At 73.6% G+C, this 19488-nt stretch carries 17 protein-coding genes; 9 read left to right on the forward strand and 8 right to left on the reverse strand.

Annotated features, from left to right (window positions below; all coding sequences use genetic code 11):
* Positions 1 to 5 precede the first annotated feature (5 nt).
* The 3 genes from KYT88_RS07335 to KYT88_RS07345 form a co-directional block, all read right to left on the reverse strand.
* Positions 6 to 1004, reverse strand: a complete 999-nt coding sequence (locus KYT88_RS07335) for an SDR family oxidoreductase (RefSeq protein WP_043587224.1) — start codon at positions 1002 to 1004, stop codon at positions 6 to 8.
* A 98-nt stretch (positions 1005 to 1102) separates the two neighbouring features.
* Positions 1103 to 2791: a long-chain-fatty-acid--CoA ligase gene (locus KYT88_RS07340; protein WP_043587223.1), complete on the reverse strand. Its 1689-nt coding sequence runs from the start codon at positions 2789 to 2791 to the stop codon at positions 1103 to 1105.
* Between the two features lie 64 nt (positions 2792 to 2855).
* The gene (locus KYT88_RS07345; RefSeq protein ID WP_043587221.1) at positions 2856 to 3785 is read right to left on the reverse strand and encodes an oxidoreductase; all 930 of its coding nucleotides are present in this window, start codon (positions 3783 to 3785) and stop codon (positions 2856 to 2858) included.
* Positions 3786 to 3906: 121 nt separating this feature from the next.
* Between KYT88_RS07345 and KYT88_RS07350 the strand changes: the two genes are divergently transcribed.
* On the forward strand, positions 3907 to 4260 hold the full coding sequence (locus tag KYT88_RS07350) for a hypothetical protein (protein WP_043587219.1): 354 nt from the start codon (positions 3907 to 3909) through the stop codon (positions 4258 to 4260).
* Between the two features lie 8 nt (positions 4261 to 4268).
* Positions 4269 to 5480, forward strand: coding sequence for a M20/M25/M40 family metallo-hydrolase (locus tag KYT88_RS07355; protein ID WP_043587922.1), 1212 nt, complete (start codon positions 4269 to 4271; stop codon positions 5478 to 5480).
* A 20-nt stretch (positions 5481 to 5500) separates the two neighbouring features.
* Here KYT88_RS07355 and KYT88_RS07360 read toward each other — a convergent pair whose 3' ends face one another.
* Positions 5501 to 6007, reverse strand: coding sequence for a metallophosphoesterase family protein (locus KYT88_RS07360; protein ID WP_043587218.1), 507 nt, complete (start codon positions 6005 to 6007; stop codon positions 5501 to 5503).
* Positions 6008 to 6083: 76 nt separating this feature from the next.
* On the opposite strand from KYT88_RS07360, the gene KYT88_RS07365 reads away from it, so the two are divergent.
* From KYT88_RS07365 to KYT88_RS07390, 6 genes are all read left to right on the forward strand, one after another.
* The gene (locus KYT88_RS07365; RefSeq protein WP_043587217.1) at positions 6084 to 6698 is read left to right on the forward strand and encodes a sulfite oxidase-like oxidoreductase; all 615 of its coding nucleotides are present in this window, start codon (positions 6084 to 6086) and stop codon (positions 6696 to 6698) included.
* Positions 6699 to 6742: 44 nt separating this feature from the next.
* A complete protein-coding gene (locus KYT88_RS07370) occupies positions 6743 to 7453 on the forward strand; it encodes an FAD-binding oxidoreductase (RefSeq protein ID WP_237583829.1) in 711 nt (236 codons plus the stop codon).
* Between the two features lie 64 nt (positions 7454 to 7517).
* The gene (locus tag KYT88_RS07375) at positions 7518 to 8051 is read left to right on the forward strand and encodes a DUF1697 domain-containing protein (RefSeq protein ID WP_043587213.1); all 534 of its coding nucleotides are present in this window, start codon (positions 7518 to 7520) and stop codon (positions 8049 to 8051) included.
* Between the two features lie 111 nt (positions 8052 to 8162).
* Positions 8163 to 9140, forward strand: coding sequence for an oxygenase MpaB family protein (locus KYT88_RS07380; RefSeq protein ID WP_043587211.1), 978 nt, complete (start codon positions 8163 to 8165; stop codon positions 9138 to 9140).
* 82 nt (positions 9141 to 9222) lie between these two features.
* Positions 9223 to 10515, forward strand: coding sequence for a DNA polymerase IV (locus KYT88_RS07385; protein WP_043587209.1), 1293 nt, complete (start codon positions 9223 to 9225; stop codon positions 10513 to 10515).
* An 11-nt stretch (positions 10516 to 10526) separates the two neighbouring features.
* Positions 10527 to 10976 carry a DUF4190 domain-containing protein gene (locus KYT88_RS07390; protein ID WP_043587208.1) on the forward strand — a complete coding sequence of 150 codons (450 nt, stop codon included), beginning with the start codon at positions 10527 to 10529 and terminating at the stop codon, positions 10974 to 10976.
* Between the two features lie 48 nt (positions 10977 to 11024).
* On the opposite strand, the gene KYT88_RS07395 is transcribed toward KYT88_RS07390, so the two are convergent.
* The 4 genes from KYT88_RS07395 to glgX all read right to left on the reverse strand — a co-directional run bounded on the left by KYT88_RS07395 (position 11025) and on the right by glgX (position 18826).
* Positions 11025 to 12338 carry a UDP-glucose dehydrogenase family protein gene (locus KYT88_RS07395; protein WP_043587206.1) on the reverse strand — a complete coding sequence of 438 codons (1314 nt, stop codon included), beginning with the start codon at positions 12336 to 12338 and terminating at the stop codon, positions 11025 to 11027.
* A 136-nt stretch (positions 12339 to 12474) separates the two neighbouring features.
* On the reverse strand, positions 12475 to 14277 hold the full coding sequence (treZ, locus tag KYT88_RS07400) for a malto-oligosyltrehalose trehalohydrolase (protein WP_043587204.1): 1803 nt from the start codon (positions 14275 to 14277) through the stop codon (positions 12475 to 12477).
* The gene (gene treY, locus KYT88_RS07405; RefSeq protein ID WP_043587202.1) at positions 14274 to 16625 is read right to left on the reverse strand and encodes a malto-oligosyltrehalose synthase; all 2352 of its coding nucleotides are present in this window, start codon (positions 16623 to 16625) and stop codon (positions 14274 to 14276) included. Before treY ends, treZ begins: the two co-directional genes overlap by 4 nt.
* A complete protein-coding gene (gene glgX / locus KYT88_RS07410) occupies positions 16622 to 18826 on the reverse strand; it encodes a glycogen debranching protein GlgX (RefSeq protein ID WP_043587200.1) in 2205 nt (734 codons plus the stop codon). The genes treY and glgX overlap by 4 nt, the downstream gene beginning before the upstream one ends.
* Before the next feature lie 207 nt (positions 18827 to 19033).
* Between glgX and KYT88_RS07415 the strand changes: the two genes are divergently transcribed.
* Complete coding sequence (locus KYT88_RS07415) at positions 19034 to 19366, forward strand: hypothetical protein (RefSeq protein ID WP_043587919.1); 333 nt, start codon at positions 19034 to 19036, stop codon at positions 19364 to 19366.
* Positions 19367 to 19488 lie beyond the last annotated feature (122 nt).

A 19488-nucleotide genomic window follows, 5' to 3' on the forward strand; every position in this document is an offset into this window, starting at 1 on the left:
CGAGGCTATCGGCGACGCAGCGCGGCGGCCCCGGCGACGACGCCGGAGAGGAGGGCACCCGCGCCGATCGCGACGGTCTTCGCGCGGTTGCGGATGATCCAGACCTGGGGGCTCGTCATGCGCGCGCGGTCGCTGAAGATGCCGCGCGCGCCCTGGTCGCCCGCGGTCGGCGTGTAGAGGTTCGTCGTCAGCATGGGCTGCGTCTTGTCCTCGGCCTGCTGGCCGCTGTAGCCGGTCTTCGCGAGGTAGCCGTCGAGCCAGTTCGCGACGAAGCGGTTCCCGAGCACGGTCATCACGGTCGGCTCGCCGACCCAGTTGCGGCGCTTCGGCTTCTCGGCGACGGCGGCGATCGCCTGCGCGCCCACCTCGGGCTCGAAGATCGGCGGCACGGGCTGCGGGTGGTGCGGCAGCTGCGACTTGACCCAGTTGAACTGGATCGTGTTGAGCGCCGGCATGTCGACCGTGGAGATGCGCACCTTGCTCTCGTTGTGGATCAGCTCGGTCGTCACCGACTCGGTGAAGCCCTGCACGGCGTGCTTGGCGGCGCAGTACGCGGCCTGGAGCGGGATCCCGCGGTGCGCGAGCGCGGAGCCGACCTGGATCACGTGGCCCCGGTCGCGCGGCACCATGCGGCTGAGCGCGGCGCGCGTGCCGTTGACGAAGCCGAAGTAGTTGACGGCCGTGGCGCGCTCGAAGTCGGCCGGATCCGTGGTGAGGAACTCACCGAAGACGCCGACCATGGCGTCGTTGACCCACAGGTCGATGGGACCGAGCTCGTCCTCGACGCGGTCGGCAGCGGCCTCGACGGCGAGGCGGTCGGCGACGTCGGTGGAGATGCCGAGGCCGCGGCGGCCGCGCGCCTCGATGTCCGCGACCGCGCCCGCGAGCCCGTCCTCGCCGCGCGCGAGGACGGCGACGTCCCAGCCACGGTCGGCGAGCTCCCGTACGGTCGCGCGGCCCAGTCCGGCCGATCCTCCGGTGACGACGGCGATGCCTCGAGTCATGTGGCTCCTTCGATGGTTGGTGCACGAAACGTGCTCTTCCACCGTAGGACCGGCGCACCCCCGCGGAGGCCTCCCGGCCCGGTCCTGCCAGGCGGCGGTCAGCCTTCGCGCTGCAGCTCCTCGCGCACCTGGCGGCGGAGCACCTTGCCGATGAGCGACGTGGGCAGCGCGTCCACCTGGATCACGCGACGGGGGACCTTGTAGGCCGTGAGGTGGGCGCGGCAGTACGCGCGGATCGCGGCCTCGTCGAGCGTCGATCCCGGATCCAGGACGACCGCTGCCGTGACGTCCTCGCCGCCGTCCGCCGACGGGAGGCCGACCACGGCGACGCCCTGCACGCCCGGCGCACCGCGCACGACGTCCTCGACCTCGCTGGGGGAGACGTTGAAGCCGCCCGTGATGATGAGCTCCTTCATCCGGTCGACGATCGTCGTGAAGCCGTCGGCGTCGACGCGCACGATGTCGCCCGTCCGGAACCAGCCGCCGTCGAGGAGCGCGGCGCGCGTCTCGTCGGGGCGGCGCCAGTAGCCCTGGAACACCTGGGGACCGCGGATGAGCAGCTCGCCCTCCTCGCCGGGTGCGCGGTCGACGGTGGGATCCTCGGGATCCACGACGCGCACCTGGGTGCTCGGGAACGGGACGCCCACGGTGCCGGGCCGCCGCGACGGGCCGATGGGGTTGCCGAGCGCGACGGGCGACGTCTCCGTGAGGCCGTAGCCCTCGACGAGGTAGCCGCCCGTGAGGCCCTCCCACAGCTCGACCGTGGGGACCGGCAGGTTCATGGCGCCGGAGATCGCGAACCGGACGTCCGTGAGGTCCACGCGCTTCTCCTTCGCGCCGCGCGCCAGCCGCTCGTAGATGGGCGGCACGGCGGGCAGGAACGTCGGCGGGTGCTTCCGCGCGGCGGCGAGCACGAGGTCCACGTCGAACTTGGGGAAGAGCACGAGGCGCGCGCCGATCGCCATGGCGAACGTGAGGCAGAGCGTGAGGCCGTAGGCGTGGAACATCGGCAGCACGCCGTAGACGGTCTCGCCGCCGTCCGCGAGGCCGGGCACCCAGGCGCGTCCCTGCATGGCGTTGGCGTGCAGGTTGCGATGCGTGAGGATCGCGCCCTTGGGGCTCGCCGTCGTGCCGCTCGTGTACTGGAGGATCGCGACGTCGTCGAGCTCGGGCCTGGGGCGGGATGCGGCGATGCGGCGGTGGTCGACCAGCGTCTCCCAGGTGACGGTGTCCTTCACGGGCGCGGTGATCGCGGCGCGGGCGCGGCGGGCGGCGGGCACCGGGAGGCGGAGCTTGAGGCGCGTCGCCAGCGGCATCGCGGCGGGCAGGTCGACCGAGACGATCGTGTCCACGGGCACGTCCCGCGGCATGTCCTGGATGGTGCCGACGACCGTGTTCCAGGCGATGACGACGCGGGCACCGTGGTCCTCGAACTGGTGGCGGAGCTCCCGCGGCGTGTAGAGCGGGTTGTGCTCGACGACGATCGCGCCGAGCCGGAGCACCGCGTAGAAGGCGACGATGTGCTGCGGGCAGTTCGGCAGCACGAGCGCGACGCGGTCGCCCTTGCGGACGCCGAGGCGGCGGAGGCCCTCGGCGGCGCGCGCGATCTGGTCGCCCATCTCGCGGTACGTCGTCTCGCGGCCGAAGAACTCGAGGGCGACGGCCTTCGCGTGCCGCTGGATGGAGCGCTCGACCATCTCGACCAGGGACCCGATGACGGGCGGGATGTCTGCCGACACCCCGTCCGCGTAGCTGCGTACCCAGGGGCGGTCGGCGTCGATGCTCATGTCCCCACCATAGGGAATGCGCCCGGGCGGAACCCGGGCGCATCGGTCGTGCATCGGTCCCGGGCTACGCGGGGTAGACGACGCCCGTCAGCTGCTCCGACGCGTCCCACAGGCGGCGGGCGAGCTCGGGGTCCTTCGACCACGGGCTCGACGCGGCCAGGTGCGGCATGCCGCTCATGCCGCCTGCGCCCGCGGGGCCGTAGTAGTCGCCGGGGTGGACGCCGAGGCCCGTGGCTGCCTGGATCTGGGGGAGGGCGCCCACGCGCACGTCCTGGCCCAGCGCGGCTGGCCCGAACCTGGCGGCCAGGTCGCTCATGACCCCCTGGGGCCCGGATCCGGGTCCGTTCTTCGCGAGGTTCGTGGACGTGACGCCGGGGTGGGCGGCGACGGCCGTGAGCCCCCAGCCGCGCTCCTCGGACAGCGCCTGCAGGCGCCGCATGAACAGGAGGTTGGCGAGCTTGGCCTGGCCGTACGCCGCCCAGGCGCTGTACCTCCGCTCGGACTGGAGGTCGCCGAACGCGATGCGGCCCATCCAGTGCGCGAGGCTCGAGACGACGACCACGCGGGGCGCGTCGGCGGCCCGGAGCGCCGGCAGGAGCAGGCCGGTCAGCGCGAAGTGGCCGAGGTGGTTCGTGCCGAGCTGGATCTCGAACCCGTCGGCCGTCTCCCGCCGGTCCGGCGGGGCCATGACGCCGGCGTTGTCGACGAGGATGTCGATCGGCCCGCGCTCGATCTCGCGGTCGGCGAAGGCGCGCACGGACGCGAGGTCGGCGAGGTCGAGGGATCCGACCTCGACGTGGACGCCGGGGTGGCGGTCGCGGATGGAGCCGGCCGCGTCCTCGCCGCGCTCGGGGTCGCGGGAGGTGAGCACGACGGACGCGCCGGCCGCGGCGAGCCGGCGCGCGGTCTCGAGGCCGAGGCCGCTGTTGCCGCCGGTGACGACGGCGCGCTTCCCGTCGAGCGGGCTGATGATGATGTCGGTGGGACGGGGCACGCGGACTCCTCTTGCGGGTGGGATCCCCACGCTAGCGAGGTCGGCCGGGCGTCGCCCGTGCGGGTGGTGCGGGGCCGCGCGCCGACAGGACGTCGGGGGCCGCCGATGGGAGGATCGGGGCATGTGGATGAGACGCGGCCGGGACGGATCCGAGGATGAGCGGGGGAGCGACGGGTCGCACGCGATCGGGGTCGGCGCCGTGGTCGTGATCCTCGACGGCGCGGCCGCCACGGGCGATCCCGCGCTCGACGGGGAGCCCGTCGGCCTCGTGGTCGCCTCCGCCTCCGACGGCCTCCGCAGCGTCAGCCCCGTGCCGACCGCGCGCGGCCGGTCCTGGGTCGTGGAGCTCGGATCGGACGACGACGGCGCGGCCGGCCGTCGGGTCGTGGTGCCGCAGAGCGCGCTGCGCCTGGTCGACGACGCCGACGAGGCGGTCCCCGCGCTGCCCGCCGACGACCTGCCGCCGCGCGCGTGAGCGGCAACGTGACGGGACCCGACAGCGGCGTCGCGGCGATCGTGGATCCCGTCGACCTCGCCGCCGAGCTGATCCGCATCGACTCGACCAACCCCGACCTCGTGCCGGGCGCAGCGGGCGAGACCGCCATCGCCGCGCACGTCGAGGCGTGGCTCCGCGCCCGCGGGTTCGACGTCCGCGTCCTCGAGGGGACGCCCGGTCGTCCGACCGTCCTCGCGACCGCGCGCGGCACGGGCGGCGGGCGCACGATCCTCCTCGACGGGCACCTCGACACCGTGCCGCCCGGCGATCCCGAGCGCGGCGGCCTGCTCCCGCGGATCGATGGCGGACGCCTCCTCGGTCGCGGGGCCTTCGACATGAAGGCGGGCCTCGCCGCGATGATGGTCGCCGCGGACCGCGCCCGGTGGATCGGCACGCGCGGGGACGTCGTGCTCGCGCTCGTCGCCGACGAGGAGTTCGCGAGCGTGGGGACCGAGGAGGCGCTCCGTGCTCTCGCCGCCGAGGGCACGCGCATCGACGGGGCCGTGATCTCCGAGCCCAGCCAGTCGGAGGCGATCGTCGCCCACCGCGGCTTCGGCTGGTACGAGATCCGCCTCCGCGGGCGCGCGGCGCACGGGTCCATGCCGGAGCAGGGCGTCGACGCGATCGCGCACGCGGGGCTGGTGCTCCGCGAGCTCGACGCGCTGGCCGAGCGCCTCGCCGCGGGGCCCCGCCACCCGCTCCTCGGGACGGGCGCGGTGCGCGTCTCCCGGATCCACGGCGGTTCGGACGCGGCCACGGTCGCCGACTCCTGCGTCCTCACGATCGAGCGCCGCTTCCTCCCCGGCCAGTCGACGGCCGACGTCGAGGCCGAGCTGCGCGCGGCGCTCGACGCGGTCGCCGCCCGCACACCCGGGATGGACGTCGAGCTCGAGGTGCTCGTCGCCCGCGCGGCGTTCGAGGCCGACGTCGACGGGCCGCTCGCACGCGCCGTGCTCGACAGCGGGGCGCGCATCACCGGATCGCCCGTCCCGCACCGCGGAGAGCCGTTCTGGACCGACGCCGGCCTCGTGCACGAGGCGGGGATCCCGTGCATCCTCCTGGGCGTCACGGGCGGCGGCGCGCACGCCGACGAGGAGTGGGCCGAGGTCGACTCGATCCGCCGGCTCGCCGACGTGCTCGAGGGCGCGATCCTCGACTTCTGCGGGAGCGGGAGCGGGAGCGGGAGCGCGGGCGCCTGACCGCCTGGCGGGCTGGTCGCCTAGTCGCGCGTCGCCGACCGGTGCAGCTGCACGTCGAGCCGTCCCGCGTCGGCCGTCGCGGTCATCCACGTGAAGTCCGGCTGGCGGCGCCGGTCGGTGGGGGAGCCGGGATTGAGGAGCCGGAGCCCTGAGGGCGTCACGGTGTCCCACGGGATGTGGCTGTGGCCGAAGACGAGCACGTCGGTGTCCGGGAAGGCCGCGTCCATCCGCCGCTCGCGGCCCGCGGATGCGCCCGTCTCGTGCGTGACGGCGAAGCGGATCCCCTCGATCACCGCGCGCGCCGTCTCCGGCAGCCGTGCCCGCAGCCCCGCAGGGTCGTTGTTGCCCCAGCACGCGAGGAGCCGAGCGGCGCGGGCCTCGAGCGCGTCGAGGGCGGGCTCGTCGACCCAGTCGCCCGCGTGGATCACGACGTCGGCGGAGTCGACCGCCCGCCAGAGCGCCCGCGGCAGGTCCTTCGCGCGCTTCGGGAGGTGGGTGTCGCTGAGGATCACGAGCGATGCGGTCACCCGCTCCACGCTACGCGGCCCGACCCGCGCGGCATGATGGACGCACACCCACCCATCGCCCCACGAGGAGGCGCCCATGACCGGCATCACCCGCGGCTTCGTCGGCCGCCCGCGGAAGGGCCCGGCCGACCGCCTCCCGCCCGGCCAGTACGACACCCAGGGCGGCTGGCCGGTCCTCACCGCCGAGGCCGTCCCGAACCTGCCGGAGTCACGCTGGTCGATCGCCGTCGACGGCCTCGTCGAGCGCCCCACCACCTGGGACTGGGACGAGGCGCACGCACTGCCCCGCTCCGAGTACGCGGGCGACATCCACTGCGTCACCACGTGGACCCGGCTCGACACGCGATTCGCGGGCGTCAGCGTCGACAGCCTGCTCGACGCTGCGGGTCCGCTCCCGGAGGCGCGCTTCGTGCTCGCGACCTCGCACTCCGGCTACACGACCAACCTCCCCCTCGCGGACCTCCGCGGCGGCCGGGCGTGGATCGCGTGGGAGGCCGACGGCCGCCCGCTCACGGCCGACCACGGGGGCCCCGCGCGGCTGCTCGTGCCGCACCTCTACTTCTGGAAGAGCGCCAAGTGGATCGCCCGCCTCACGCTCCTCGACCGCGACCAGCAGGGCTTCTGGGAGCGCAACGGGTACCACGACCGCGGCGACCCGTGGCGCGAGCAGCGCTACCAGGGAGACCGCTGATCGCCGCGGCACCCGCGGGCGGGTCCGCATCCGGACCCGCCCGCGTGCCCGCCGTCCCGGCCTCGGTCGGCGGCGAGTGGCGGACGGCGACCATCACCGCGCTCGAGCACCCGACGCCCACGACCGTCCTGCTGCGGTTCGACGTGCCCGACCGGATCCCGCACCTGCCCGGCCAGCACTGCGTCGTGCGGCTGCGCGCGGCGGACGGCTACACCGCGCAGCGCTCGTACTCGATCCTGTCCGCTCCGCACGAGGAGGGCGTCGAGCTGCTGATGGAGCGCTACGAGGACGGCGAGGTGAGCGGCTTCTTCGCCGACGTCGCCCGGGTCGGCGACGAGATCGAGATGCGCCTGCCCATCGGCGGCTTCTTCGTCTGGGACGGCGCGACCCCGGCCGTCGCGCTCGGCGGCGGCACCGGCGCGGTCCCGCTCGTGGCGATGGTCCGCCACGCACGGCACCTCGGCGTGCCGCACCTCGTCCGCGTGGCCGTCTCGGCGCGCACGGCGGCCGACGTCCCGTGCCGCGCGGAGCTCGAGGACGCGGGCGCCCTCGTCGCGACCACGCGGGAGCGGCACGGCGCGCGCGGATTCGGCCGCCTCCGGGCCGAGGAGGTCCAGGGGCTCGCCGCGGGCGCCGGGGTCGCGCTCGTCTGCGGATCCACCGCCTTCGCGGGCGGGGCGACGCTCCTGCTGCTCGACGCCGGGGTCGGCCGCGATGCGATCCGCATCGAGCAGTTCGGCCCCTCGGGGGAGTGACGGCGGCGTCCCGCCGGGCCACACTGGGGCGGACGGCGACGGAGCCGCGGGGAGCGGGTGCCGCATGGAGCGATCGGTCGTGCTGCTGCGCGGGATCAACGTCGGGCGGGCGAAGCAGGTGCCCATGGCGCAGCTGACCGCGGCGCTCGAGGGGCTCGGCTACCTGCGCGTCCGCATCCATCTGCGGAGCGGGAACGCCGTCGTCGACCACGAGCGGCCGGTAGGCCGGGGCGCCGCGGTGGCCATCGAGGACGCGGTGCGGCTCGCCACGGGCGTGACCGCGGACGTCCACCTCGTGCCCGCCGACGACTTCCGGCGCATCGCGGCCGGCGTCCCGTTCGGCGCGGTCGCCGACGACCCGTCCCGCCTCATCGTCTCGTTCCTCGACCGGCCGCAGGATCCGCTGCCCGCGCCGCCGCCCGCCGCCGACATCGCGCCCGACCTCGTCGAGGTCGGCCACGATGCCGTGTACTCCTGGCACCCCGACGGCGTCTCGGCTTCGCGCGTGCCGCCGGCGTTCTGGCGCGGGCTCGGGGCGTCCGTCACCGCGAGGAACGCGCGCACGGTCGCCGCGCTCGTGGCGCTCCTCGACTCCTGACCCCCGCGTCCCCCAGTACGGGGGTGACGCCCGGGCGCCCGTCGGGATCCGGCACGGATCGGGGGCGTCGCGGCCTCCTCACGGCGCGGGCGGGGGGATAGGTTCGATCACGTGAGCAGATTCGCGGAGCGCTGGAAGTCCCACATCCTGGAGACGTTCTCCGCGGACTCCGAGGGGCGACCCCAGTGGATCCAGGACCTGGAGGACGGCGAGGACGCCGGCTGGTTCGGGCCCGGCTCCGCGGTCTGGGCCGTGCACGGCGGGATGCCGACGCTCGTCGCGGGGATCCGCGCCCTCCTCATGCAGACGCTGCACCCGGGCGCCATGGCCGGGGTCCACGACTGGTCGCGCTACCGCGAGGATCCGCTCGGCCGGCTGGCCGGCACGGTGCGCTGGGTCATCACCACCTCGTTCGGCGACCGCGACACCGCCGTCGACGTCAGCCGGCGCGTCCGCGGCTACCACCGCAAGGTGCAGGGCACCTACGTCGACGGCCACGGCGTCGAGCGCCCCTACAGCGCGAACGACCCCGACCTGCTCGCCTGGGTGCACATGGTCTTCACCGACGCGTTCCTCAGCACGCACATGCAGTGGGGGCCGCCGATCCCGGGCGGGCCCGACCGGTACGTGGCCGAGTGGGCCAAGGCGGGCGAGCTCATGGGCGTCGAGACGCCGCCGCGATCGCACGCCGAGCTGCACGCGCAGATCGACGCGTTCCACGACCAGGGCCTCCTCCGCGCCGACGAGCGTACCCGCGAGACGATCTCCTTCCTCCGCGAGCCGCCGCTCCGCGCCTCGATGCTGCCGGCCTACCGCGTGCTGTTCGCGGGCGCCGTCGCGTCCCTCGAGCCGCGGTACCGCGAGCTCCTCGGGCTCGACAAGGCCTCGTTCGGCCCCTTCCCGCTCCCGGCGCTCGCGTCGACCCGGGTGATGCTCGGCGTCGCCGGGCGCGTGATGGGCGAGCAGTCCACGAGCCACGAGGCGGCGCTCAAGCGCATCGCGCGGCTGGAGGGGAGGCCGGCGTCGTCCGCGGATCCCCATCACGGTCGCGGCGACGACGCCGGGCACCGCGCGCAGCCCGCGGCCTGACCCAGCCCGTCCTCGAGCGGGCACCCGTCGCCGCCCGACTCGGGCGGTCGATGTCGGCGGCCCGGGCTAGCGTGGGGACGACATGAGCAGGCAGGACGGATCGACGAGGCGCACATCCGACGCGAGCGCGGACGACTCCGAGGCGACCATCCTGCACATCGACATGGACGCGTTCTTCGCCGCGGTCGAGCTCCTCGAGCGGCCGGAGCTCCGCGGAACCCCGGTCATCGTGGGCGGGTCGTCGGGTCGCGGAGTGGTCACGAGCGCCACCTACGAGGCGCGCCGCTTCGGCGTCCGCTCTGCCATGCCCATGGCGCAGGCGCTCCGCCTCTGCCCGCAGGCCACCGTCATCGGCGGCCACATGGAGAAGTACGCGCACTGGTCGCGCGTCGTGATGGGCATCTTCCGCGACGTCACTCCGCTCGTCGAGCCTCTCAGCATCGACGAGGCGTTCCTCGACGTCGCCGGCGCCCGCGGCCTGTTCGGCCCGCCGGCCGAGATCGGCGCGATGATCCGGCGCCGCGTGCACGCCGAGACCGGCCTCACCTGCTCGGTGGGGGCGGCCTCCACCAAGTTCGTCGCCAAGCTCGCGAGCACGCGCTGCAAGCCCGACGGCCTGCTCGTCATCCCCGCAGCCGAGACCCTGCCGTTCCTGCACGCCCTGCCGGTCGGCGCGCTCTGGGGCGTGGGGAGGACGACCGAGGAGGCGCTGCTCCGGCGCGGGCTCCGCACGGTGGCCGACATCGCGGACACCCCGCTTCCCGCCCTCCAGTCGATGCTCGGCGAGTCGGCGGGCGCCCGGCTGCACGACCTCTCCTGGGGGCGGGATCCGCGGCGCGTCAGCACGCACCGCGAGGAGAAGAGCATGGGGCACGAGAACACGTTCCACGACGACGTGACGGATCCCGAGATCGTCCGCCGGGAGCTCCTCGGCCAGGCCACGCGCGTCGCCGAGCGGCTGCGACGCGCGGGACTCACGGCACGGACCGTGTCGCTCAAGCTGCGCTACTCCGACTTCCGCACCATCACGCGCTCCCGCACGCTGTCGGAGCCCACAGATGTCGCGCGGCGCATCTACGACGAGATCCGCGACGTGTACGAGCAGGTCGCGCGACCCGGCGACCGGATCCGGCTGGTGGGCGTGCGCGCCGAGCAGCTCGACGACGCCGACAACCGCGCCGTCGCCCTGTGGGACGCGGACGAGGGCTGGCGCGAGGCCGAGCGCACGGTCGACCAGGCGGCCGCGCGGTTCGGACGCGGTGCCATCGGCCCGGCCTCGCTCCTGCGGAAGCCCGGGGTGAAGCGGGCTACCGTGTCGGATCCGCGCATGGAGGCGGCCGCGCGCGGTACCCTCCCCGGACACCCGCCTGACTGACGAGGACCACCATGACCGATCCCGCCGCGCCCGCATCCGACGACCACAGCCCCGCGGCGGAAGGAGCGGCTCCGACGCCGCCGGCCGCCATGCCGCTGGCGCCGCCCGCCGCCCATCCGGCGGCCGCCCCCTACGGCCTGGCACCCGCGCCGGTCCCGCCCTCCCCGGCGGCGGTCGCCTGGGGCCAGCCGGTCTACGCGGCCGCGCCGCCCAAGGGCCTCAGCCTCACCTCGATGATCCTCGGCCTGGTCTCGGTGTTCTTCTTCTGGACGTTCCTCTGCCCGCTCATCGGGCTCGTGTTCGGCATCATCGGCATCAGGAAGGAGCCGGCCGGCCGCGGCTTCGCCATCACCGGCCTCATCCTCAACGGACTGCTGCTGCTCATCCCCGTCGCGTTCGTGCTCTCGATCGTCGTCGCGGGCGGCACCCTCTTCGGCATCGCGGCCACCACCCCGCGCTGACCCGCGCCGGCGCCGCCCCGCACCCGGTGGCGCGGCGGCCCCGGACGCCTAGGGCCGGCCCATGCCGCGGTAGCGCCACCCGGCGGCGCGCCACGCGACGGGATCCAGGCAGTTGCGGCCGTCGACGATGACGGGCGTCGTCACGATGGCCTTGAGCTCCGCGGGATCGATCGCCCGGTACTGCTTCCACTCGGTGAGCACCAGGACGGCGTCCGCGTCGCGCGCCGCCTCCTGCCACGTGTCGACGTAGGTGAGCTCCGGGAAGCGGCGGCGCGAGTTCTCATTGGCGTACGGATCCGTGGCGAGCACGCGCGCGCCCTGCAGCTGCAGCTGCGCGGAGATGCTGAGCGCGGGGGAGTCGCGCACGTCGTCCGACTCGGGCTTGAAGGCGAGGCCCAGCACGGCGATGTTGCGGCCGAGCAGGGATCCGCCGCACACCTCGCGCGCCACGTCGACCGCGCGAACGCGACGGCGCATGTTGATGGAGTCGACCTCGCGCAGGAACGTGAGCGCCTGGTCGGCGCCGAGCTCGCCCGCGCGCGCCATGAAGGCGCGGATGTCCTTGGGGAGGCAGCCGCCGCCGAAGCCGATGCCGGCGTTGAGGAAGCGGCGGCCGATGCGGTCGTCGTACCCGATGGCGTCCGCCAGCTGCGTGACGTCGGCGCCCGTGGCCTCGCACACCTCCGCCATCGCGTTGATGAAGGAGATCTTGGTGGCGAGGAACGCGTTGGCGGAGACCTTCACGAGCTCGGCGGTCTCGTAGTCGGTGGTGACGCGGGCGGTGCCGGTGCCGAGGGCTGCTGCGTAGACCTCGTCGAGCGCGGAGCGCGCGGCCTCGCCGGCGTCGCCCGCGGGCAGGCCGTAGACGAAGCGGTCGGGCGTGAGCGTGTCCTCGACCGCGAAGCCCTCGCGCAGGAACTCCGGGTTCCACACCAGCGTCGCGCCGGGGACGCGTGCCTCGATGCGCTCCGCGAGCCGGCGCGCGGTGCCCACGGGCACGGTGGACTTGCCGGCCACGACGTCGCCGGGCGCGAGGTGGGGGATCAGGGCATCGACCGCGGCGTCGACGTAGGTCATGTCCGCCGCGTTCTCGCCGCGCTTCTGGGGCGTGCCGACGGCGATGAAGTGCACGCGGGATCCGGCGGCCTCGGCCGTGTCGGTGGTGAAGCGGAGGCGGCCGGTCGCGAGCTGCTCGGTGAGGAGATCCGGCAGGCCGGGCTCGAAGAACGGGGCGACGCCGGTCTGCAGCGACGCGATCTTCGCGGCGTCCACGTCGATGGCGACCACGTCGTGCCCGAGGCGGCTCATGCACGCGGCGTGGACGGTGCCGAGGTAGCCGCAGCCGATGACGGAGATGCGCACGGGGGAGTTCCTTCGCGTCGAGGGGGGGGCCGCCGGGCCGCGGCGTCGGCACCGTATCACGGTGACGTGACGCGCCAGGGGCGGGGCCCGACGTGCGCTCGCGCGCCGCGTCGGTCCCCGCCCCTGGCGCGGTGGATCAGGCCAGCAGAGCCTCCGCGGAGTCCGCGACCGGTCCGAGGATCGCGGCGGAGCGCGCGGGCAGGACGACCTCGTCGTCCCCCAGCGCGACGCCCGGCGCCGTCGCGAGCAGCAGCGCGGGGCGCTCGCCCACGACGGGCACGCGCCGCTCCTCGTCGGACAGGTTGACCACGATGGACAGCTCGCCGCGGTCCATCACGAGCAGGCGCGCCTCCTCGTGCACCTCGACCTCGACCTCGGCGAACCGGGGGTCGGTGAGGTCGGGGTGCGCGCGGCGCAGGCGGATCAGCTCGGAGTAGAGCGCGAACAGGCGGGCATGCTGCGAGTCGGCTGCCGCGGCGCCGTAGAGCTCCGACCAGTCGAGCTTGGAGTCCTGGAACGTGGAGAGGTCCTGCGGGTTCGGCACGACCGACTCGTCCCAGCCCATCTTCGCGAACTCCGCGATGCGTCCCCTCGCGGTCGCCTCGCCGAGGTCGTGCTCGGGGTGCGACGTGAAGAACTGCCACGGCGTGGTGGCGCCCCACTCCTCGCCCATGAAGAGCATGGGCGTGAAGGGCGACGTCAGCGTGAGCACCGCGGCCAGCGCGAGCCCGCCCTCGTCGAGCGTCGCCGTGAGGCGGTCGCCCGTCGCGCGGTTGCCGATCTGGTCGTGGTTCTGGTTCGCGACCACGAGGCGGTGCGCCGGGATCCGCTCGGTGTCGAGCGGTCGCCCGTGCACGCGTCCGCGGAACGACGACCACGTGCCGTCGTGGAAGAAGCCGCGCGTGATGACCTTGGCGAGCGCCTCGAGCGACGCGAAGTCCTCGTAGTAGCCGGTGGTCTCGCCCGTGAGCGCGACGTGGACCGCGTGGTGGAAGTCGTCGCTCCACTGCGCGTCGAGCCCGTAGCCGTGCGCCTCGCGCGAGGTGATGAGCTTCGGGTCGTTGAGGTCGGACTCCGCGATGAGCGTGAGCGGACGCCCGACGTGCGCGGACAGCACGTCCACCTGCACCGCGAGCTCCTCGAGGAGGTGCGTAGCCGTGTCGTCCACGAGCGCGTGCACCGCGTCCAGCCGCAGCGCGTCGACGTGGTAGTCGCCGAGCCACATGAGCGCGTTGTCGATGATGTACTCGCGCACGGGGCCGGAGTCCTCGCCGTCGAGGTTGAGGCTGGATCCCCACGTGTTCGCCGACGCCTCGTGGAGGTACGGGCCGTAGACGGGCAGGTAGTTGCCGGACGGGCCGAGGTGGTTGTACACGACGTCCTGCACCACGCCGAGGCCGCGGGCATGGCACGCGTCGACGAAGCGCTGGTACGCCTCGGGTCCGCCGTACGTCTCCTGCACCGTGTACCAGAGCACCCCGTCGTAGCCCCAGTTGTGCGTGCCGTTGAAGCCGTTGACCGGCAGCACCTCGACGAGGTCGACGCCGAGCGCGACCAGGTGGTCGAGCCGGTCGATGGCGGAGTCGAGGGTGCCGTCGGGCGTGAACGTGCCGATGTGCATCTCGTAGATCACGGCGCCGGCGAGCTGGCGGCCGGTCCACGCCTGGTCGGTCCACGCGAACGACGACGGGTCGTACGTCCGCGAGCGGCCGTGGACGCCCTCGGGCTGGCGACGCGAGCGCGGATCCGGCAGCGGCGTGTCCGCGTCGTCCACGAGGTAGCCGTAGTCGAGGTCGCCGGAGGGCAGGGACTCTGCGCGGTCGGCGTCGAGGGTCCACCAGCCGTCGCCGACGGGCGAGAGCGGCAGGCGCTCGTCGCCCACGGAGAGCGCGAGGGTGCGGGCCTTCGGGGCCCAGATGTCGAAGCGGTCGTCGGTCATGCTCGGCTCCCGGGGGTGAGGTCGGCTGCGGTGGATGCGGGCGCGAGGATCGCGACCGGGTAGTCGGCGAGGAGCGCGGCGACGGACACGCGCCCGCCGTCGAGGCGACGGCCGCTCACGTGGTCGACGAGCGCGCCCTCGGGCAGGGCGATGGAGGTGGATCCCCAGCCGCCGCCGGTCTCGAGCCCGACGGGCAGGCGGGTGGCGACGGTGATCGCCCCGCCGCGGTCGAACGCGATCACGTGGGCCGCGGCGTCGCCGGTTGCGCGCACGGGCTCGTAGCCCGTGAACAGCTCCGGGTGGTCGCGGCGGAGGCGGAGCGCGCGCGCCGTGACGAGGAGCTTGGCGGCCCCCGTCTCGTCGATCGCGGGCTCGGCGCCCTTGAGCACGGCGTCGAGGGCGGCGCGGCGCATGCCGAAGTCGACCTCGCGGCGGTTGTCGGGATCCACGAGGCTCGTCTCCCACAGCTCGCTGCCCTGGTAGACGTCGGGCATGCCGGGGGCGGTGAGCTGGATGGCCTTGGCCGCCAGCGAGTTCGACCAGCCCGGGCCGGAGAGCCGGTCGTAGAGCCCGGCGACGATCGTGCGGGCGCGCGGGTCGTCGAAGGCCGCGTCGACGAGCGCGTGCATGCGCTCCTCGAAGGCCTCGTCGGGCGCGGTCCACGTGGTCGAGTCGCCGGCCTCGCGCGACGCCTTCTCGGCGTACGCGTGGAGGCGCTCGCGCGACGCGGGCCAGGTGCCGACGAGCGTCTGCCAGAGCAGGTTCTCGAACGGGCCGTCCCCGGTCGGTGCCACCTCGCGGAGCTGGCCGAGCGCGTCGCGCCACGCCTCGGGCGTCTCGGAGAGCACGTCGATGCGGGCGCGCACGTCCTCGCCGCGCTTGGTGTCGTGGGTGGAGAGCGTGGTCATCGCGTGCGGCGCGATGCGGTGGCGCTCCTGCTGACGAGCGTGGAAGTCGTCCACGTCGATCGCGAAGATCGACGGGTCGGCGCCGACCTCGTTGAGCGAGACGAGGCGCGAGTACCGGTAGAACGCGGTGTCCTCGACGCCCTTGGCCATGACCATGCCGCTCGTCTGCTGGAAGCGCTGGGCCACGAGCGTGGACGCATCCGAGAGCTGCGGCATGAGCGCGTCGATGGTGGCGACGAGGTCGGGGCGGCTGGCACGCGCGGCCTCGGCGGCCTCCTCGAGGTGATGCAGCCCGCCCGGCAGGTAGCTGCGGTACACGGGGAAGGTCGCGAGCAGCTCGGCGAGGGCGTCGGCGGCGTCGGCGGGCGCGTCCTCGACGAGGCGCTCGAGCCGGAGCACCTCACTGCGCAGGATCCCGTCGGCGATGCCGCGCTTGGTGCCGCGGATCATGTCGGCCCAGCTGGTGAGCTCGCCCTGCGGCAGGCCGCGGAGCGACGCCTCGAGGTGGTCGAGCTCGACCTGGCCGTCGGGGTCGACGAGCACGCGGTCGATCTCGGCGAGCGCGTCGTACCCGGTCGTGCCGGCGGTCGCCCAGTCGGTGGGCAGCGTCTCGCCGGGCTCGAGGATCTTCTCCACGAGCACGTACGCGCCGCCCGTGATCCGCGCGAGGTCGTCGAGGTACCCCTTCGGGTCGAGCAGGCCGTCCGGGTGGTCGACGCGCAGCCCGTCGGCGAGGCCGTCGCGGAACCAGCGGGAGATCTCCGCGTGCGACTCCTCGAAGACGCGGGGCAGCTCGACGCGGATGCCCGCGAGCGTGTTCACCGCGAAGAAGCGGCGGTAGTTGAGCTCGGCGTCGGCGCGGCGCCAGTTGACCAGCTCGTAGGACTGGCGCTCGTGCACGGTGCGGGCGTCCGCGTCGTCCTCGGCCGTGCCGGGTGCGACGGGGAACCGCTGGTCGTAGTAGCGCAGCTCGACGGCGCCGTCGTCGCCGTGCACGAGCGTGAGCTCGTCGAGCTCGGACTCGCCGTCGCCGAGCACGGGGATCCGCACCTTGCCACGGCCGAAGTCCCAGTCCACGTCGAACGCGTCGGCGTAGCGGCTCGCGGTGCCGTGCGCGAGCAGGTCCCACCACCAGAGGCTCTCGACGGGCGTCGCGACGCCGACGTGGTTGGGGACGATGTCCACCAGCACGCCGAGGCCCAGCTCGTGCGCGCGGTCCGCGACGGCCTTGAGCCCGGCGGCGCCGCCGCGGGACGGGTCCACCTGCGAGTGGTCGACCACGTCGTAGCCGTGGTCGGATCCGGGCTCGGCCGCGAGGATGGGGCTGAGGTACACCCAGTCCGCGCCGAGGTCCTTCACGTACGGCAGCTGCTCGGCCACGGCGGCGAGGTCGAACGACTCCCGCACCTGGAACCGGTAGGTGGAGATGGGGGTTCTCAACTGATGTCGCTCCTTGGGTCTGCGGCCGGCCGATCGGCCTGCGCGTGGGTGAGGACGGCGAGGCTCGCCGCGACCGAGTGGTCGGGCTCCACCTCGGGCTCGGTGTAGGCGCGCAGCACCACGAGCGCCTTGGCCGCCACGTCCACGACGCTACTCGCGCGGAGGGCCGTCGAGTCGGCTCCGACGCCCGCGGTGTCGATCACGGTCTCCCACGCGTCCGCGTACTCGTCCGACGGGAGCGTGAAGGACACGGGCTCGTCGTGCGCGTTGAAGTAGAGGAGGAAGTGCGTGTCGTAGATGTCCTCGCCGCGGCGGTCGCGCCCGCGGATCCCGTTCCCGTTGAGGAACATGCCGATCGCGCGGAGGCCCGACTCCCAGTCGTCGTCCACCATCGGCGTCGCGTCCGCGTCGAGCCACACGATGTCGGGCAGCGGCTCGCCCTCGCCGCGCCGCACGGGGCGGCCGTCGAAGAAGCGCCCGCGTCGGAAGGTCGGGTGCTCCTTGCGGAGCCGCACGACCGATGCGGTGAACTCCACGAGCGGCTGGTCGGCCTGGTCCCAGTGCACCCAGCTGATCTCGTTGTCCTGCGCGTAGGTGTTGTTGTTGCCCTGCTGCGTGCGGCCGAGCTCGTCGCCGTGCAGGATCATCGGCACGCCCTGCGACAGGATCATGGTCGCGAGCATGTTGCGCTGCTGGCGGCCCCGCAGGGTCGCGATGGCTGGATCGTCGGTCGGCCCCTCCACGCCCATGTTCCAGGAGCGGTTGTGGCTCTCGCCGTCCTTGTTGTCCTCGCCGTTGGCCTCGTTGTGCTTCTCGTTGTACGAGACGAGGTCGGCGATGGTGAAGCCGTCGTGCGCGGTGATGAAGTTGATCGACGCCACCGGCCGGCGCCCCGAGTGCTCGTAGAGGTCGGCGGATCCGGTGATGCGCGCCGCGAACTCGCCGAGCGAGGAGGCCTCGCCGCGCCAGAAGTCGCGGACGGTGTCGCGGTACTTGCCGTTCCACTCGGTCCACTGCGGCGGGAAGTTGCCCACCTGGTAGCCGCCGGGGCCCACGTCCCAGGGCTCGGCGATGAGCTTGACCTGCGACACCACCGGATCCTGCTGCACGAGCTCGAAGAAGGTGGCGAGCTTGTCGACGTCGTAGAACTCGCGCGCGAGCGCGGACGCGAGGTCGAAGCGGAAGCCGTCGACGTGCATCTCGGTGACCCAGTAGCGCAGCGAGTCCATGATCAGCTGCAGCGCGTGCGGGTGGCGGACGTTGAGGGAGTTCCCCGTGCCCGTGTAGTCCATGTAGTAGGTGGGGTCGTCCTCCATGAGCCGGTAGTAGGCCTGGTTGTCGATGCCCTTGAAGGAGAGCGTCGGCCCGAGGTGGTTGCCCTCCGCCGTGTGGTTGTAGACCACGTCGAGGATGACCTCGATGCCGGCGGCGTGCAGCGCGCGCACCATGGACTTGAACTCCTGCACCTGCTGGCCGAGCTCTCCCGTGGACGAGTAGGCGTTGTGCGGCGCGAAGAACCCGATCGTGTTGTAGCCCCAGTAGTTGCGGAGGCCCTTCTCCAGGAGCGTGTTGTCCTGTACGAACTGGTGCACGGGCATCAGCTCGATGGCGGTGATGCCGAGCTTCTGCAGGTGGTCGATGACGGCGGGGTGCGCGATGCCGGCGTACGTGCCGCGCAGCTCCTCGGGGATCCGCGGGTTCAGCTGCGTGAGCCCCTTCACGTGCGCCTCGTACACGACGGTCTCGCTGTACGGGGTGCGGGGGAGGCGGTCGCCGTCCCAGTCGAAGAACGGGTTGACCACGACGCCGAGCATCATGTGCGGGCCGGAGTCCTCGTCGTTGCGGCTCGACGGGTCCCCGAACTCGTACGCGAACAGCGACGGGTGCCAGTCGAACTCGCCGCAGGTGGCCTTGGCGTACGGATCCAGCAGCAGCTTCGCGGGGTTCGACCGGTGGCCGTCCTCCGGCTCGTACGGCCCGGTGACGCGGTAGCCGTAGCGCTGACCCGGCTGCACGTGCGGGAGGTAGCAGTGCCAGACGTGCGCGTCGACCTCCGTCACGTCCACGCGGGTCTCGGTGCCGTCCTCCTCGATGAGGCACAGCTGCACCTTCTCGGCGACCTCGCTGAAGAGCGCGAAGTTCGTGCCGCTCCCGTCGAAGGTCGCGCCGAGCGGGTAGGGGTTTCCGGGCCAGGTGTGCAAGTGGTCCTCCAGTTGGGTCGACTCGTCCGCCGGCGGTGCGCGGGCGTGCGTGCGCGGGGTCCGTCGGGGGCGGGGCAGGCGGTGGATCAGCGTGGGCCGCAACGGCAGGGAGGCCGGATGCGACGCAGCGACGCACCAGGGGCGAGGTTACCGCGAGGACGCGGATCGCCCGGCATCCTCGGGGTGCCGCGGGGTACGGTGGGACGCATGACCAACCTCGTCGCACAGCTCGCAGAGAACGTGAAGAACGCCGGAGTGGGGACGGTCTACGGCGACCCCCTCGACATCGACGGCTCGACCATCGTGCCCGTGGCCTTCGCCTGGTACGGATTCGGCGGGGGCAGCGACCTCCCCGACTCCGACGGCAACGTCGCGGGCGGCGGCGGGGGAGGCGGCGCCACCTGGCCCATCGGCGCGTACATCGCCACCGACGGCGAGGTGCGGTTCCAGCCCAACGTCATCGCGCTGCTCGCGGTGGCCACGCCCGTCATCTGGATCTCCGGCAAGGTCCTCGTCAAGCTCATCAAGACGCTGAGGTAGTCGGCGCGCACGACCACCGCGGAGCGCGGGTGCCCTCGAGCATCCGCGCTCCCGTGCGTCCGGGGCGGGCGCGCATCCCGGGCCCGCGTCCCGGCGCGCGCATCCCGGGCGCGTCGACCGCG

Origin of the sequence: Clavibacter sp. A6099, assembly GCF_021919125.1 — a bacterium.
Classification (GTDB): domain Bacteria; phylum Actinomycetota; class Actinomycetes; order Actinomycetales; family Microbacteriaceae; genus Clavibacter; species Clavibacter seminis.

Coding starts and splice junctions, on each gene's coding strand:
- treZ (WP_043587204.1), bottom strand. CDS start 14,277: ATGACCGACGACCGCTTCGACATCTGGGCCCCGAAGGCCCGCACCCTC.
- KYT88_RS07340 (WP_043587223.1), bottom strand. CDS start 2,791: ATGAGCATCGACGCCGACCGCCCCTGGGTACGCAGCTACGCGGACGGG.
- KYT88_RS07365 (WP_043587217.1), top strand. CDS start 6,084: ATGACCGGCATCACCCGCGGCTTCGTCGGCCGCCCGCGGAAGGGCCCG.
- KYT88_RS07335 (WP_043587224.1), bottom strand. CDS start 1,004: ATGACTCGAGGCATCGCCGTCGTCACCGGAGGATCGGCCGGACTGGGC.
- KYT88_RS07390 (WP_043587208.1), top strand. CDS start 10,527: ATGACCGATCCCGCCGCGCCCGCATCCGACGACCACAGCCCCGCGGCG.
- KYT88_RS07375 (WP_043587213.1), top strand. CDS start 7,518: ATGGAGCGATCGGTCGTGCTGCTGCGCGGGATCAACGTCGGGCGGGCG.
- KYT88_RS07385 (WP_043587209.1), top strand. CDS start 9,223: ATGAGCAGGCAGGACGGATCGACGAGGCGCACATCCGACGCGAGCGCG.
- KYT88_RS07415 (WP_043587919.1), top strand. CDS start 19,034: ATGACCAACCTCGTCGCACAGCTCGCAGAGAACGTGAAGAACGCCGGA.
- KYT88_RS07350 (WP_043587219.1), top strand. CDS start 3,907: ATGTGGATGAGACGCGGCCGGGACGGATCCGAGGATGAGCGGGGGAGC.